The organism is Xylophilus ampelinus (assembly GCF_003217575.1).
GTDB classification, from domain to species: Bacteria; Pseudomonadota; Gammaproteobacteria; order Burkholderiales; family Burkholderiaceae_C; genus Xylophilus; species Xylophilus ampelinus.
In genome coordinates this window covers 1-1912 of the sequence record NZ_QJTC01000056.1, presented here as the reverse complement: position 1 = coordinate 1912, position 1912 = coordinate 1, and the positions used below count along the sequence as shown (strand labels likewise).

The 1912-nt window shown below is 64.2% G+C and carries 2 protein-coding genes; one reads left to right on the top strand and one right to left on the bottom strand.

Going from position 1 to position 1912, the window contains the following annotated elements:
• Positions 1-768, bottom strand: a 768-nt coding sequence (locus DFQ15_RS16785; protein ID WP_456156796.1) for a flagellin N-terminal helical domain-containing protein, incomplete at its 3' end; no start/stop codon positions are given.
• A gap of 376 nt (positions 769-1144) precedes the next feature.
• Here DFQ15_RS16785 and DFQ15_RS16780 point away from each other — a divergent pair.
• On the top strand, positions 1145-1912 hold a 768-nt coding region (locus tag DFQ15_RS16780; protein ID WP_456156795.1), incomplete at its 3' end, for a flagellin N-terminal helical domain-containing protein.

The following is a 1912-nucleotide window of genomic DNA, read 5'->3' as shown; positions in this document are numbered from 1 at the left end:
CTCCAGGCTGAAGTTGCCGTTGTCTTCCTTGGTCACGAACGCGGTGACGCCGGTGTCGGCCGTCTTGGCGTTGATGGCCGCAGCCACCTGGCCGACACGCTCGGCACCGGACGAGGCGGCGGCGATGGCGCCGAGGGATACGGTCGTTCCACCGACGGCGATCGAGATGTCGCCCGCTGCGATCTTGCTGTCGAAGCCGGTGACCGTGGTGCCGGCGTCGAACGCCGCCACGCTCGCCTGGGCGAACTGGATCTTCGACAGGCCGGCGCCCGTCGCGTTGGCGATGCCGCCCACCGAAATGTTCTCGCCGGCATTGGCACCCACCTGGAACACGCCACCGGCGAAAGAACCATCGAGGATCTTCGAACCGTTGAAGGTGGTCGTTTTGGCGACGCGGTCGATTTCATCGGCCAGCTGCTTGGTTTCCGACTGCAGCGCGGCGCGGTCGCTCTTGCTGTTGGTGGCGTTGCTGGACTGCACGGCCAGTTCGCGCATGCGCTGCAGCATGTCGCCGACCTTGCCGAGCGAGCCTTCTGCCGTCTGCGCCAGCGAGATGCCGTCGTTGGCATTGCGCGAGGCGACGGTCAGACCCTTGATCTGGGTGTTCATGCGCTCGGCGATGGCGCCGACGGCCGCATCGTCCTTGAAGCTGTTGACGCGCAGGCCGGAAGACAGGCGCTGCATCGCCGTGCTCAAGGCGGATTGCGATGACGACAGATTGCGCTGCGCATTCAGCGAAACGACATTGGTATTGATCGTAGAGGCCATGGAAAAGCTCCTAAAACTCGGTGGTACCCGGCAAAAGTGCCGATCTCAACGCCAGCAGGATCGCTGGCACCAGGACCGGTTACTCGCCGGCCAATGCACCCTGTGGGTCCATTGCACATGTTTTCGGGCAGCTCCGGAAAAACTTGAGGGCCTCGCCCGAAATTTGTCTTTTATTTACCGCCGACGGGGCAACGCCAGGCGATCTTCGGCCATCGGCTCACGGGAAAGGCAGCGAATTGGCGCGTCTTTCGCCCTTTTTTCCGCCCCATGCCCGGCAGGCGAATGACCAGAATTCGCTCCATCACTCAAGGTCGGGCGGAGTCCCGGCAGTCCTTCCGGCGGCTGGCCGGCTTTTCCAACCCGAGAGGAATCCGACATGGCATCCACCATCAACACCAACATCAGTTCGATCAATGCGCAACGCAATCTGTCGTCATCGCAATCCGCCTTGAGCACGGCGATGCAGCGCCTGTCTTCCGGCCTGCGCGTCAACAGCTTCAAGGACGATGCGGCCGTCGGCGCCATCGCCGAGCGCATGAACACCCAGATCAAGGGTCTGACCGTCGCCTCGCGCAATGCCAACGACGGCATCTCGCTGGCGCAGACGGCAGAAGGCTCGCTCGGCAAGGTCGGCGACATGCTGCAGCGCATGCGCGAACTGGCCGTGCAGTCCAGCAACGCCACCAACAGCAAGAGCGACCGCGCCGCGCTGCAGTCGGAAACCAAGCAGCTGGCCGATGAAATCGACCGCATTGCCAAGACGACCACCTTCAACGGCACCAAGATCCTCGACGGCTCGTTCTCGGGCGGCGTGTTCCAGGTGGGCGCCAACGCAGGCGACAACATCTCCATCGGCGGCTTGGCCGACGCGACGGGCGCCGGCCTGTCGAAGATCCAGTTCGCTCAGGCGAGCGTGGCGGCGTTCGACGCCGGCACCACGGTCACCGGCTTCGACAGCAAGATCGCAGCGGGCGACATCTCCGTCTCCGTCAACGGCACCACCATCTCCCTGGGCGCCATCGCATCGGCTTCCTCGGGTGCGGAGCGCATCGGCCAGGTGGCTGCGGCCATCAACGCCAAGACGGCCGACACCGGCGTCACCGCGTTCGTGACCAAGGAAGACAACGGCAACTTCAGCCTGGAG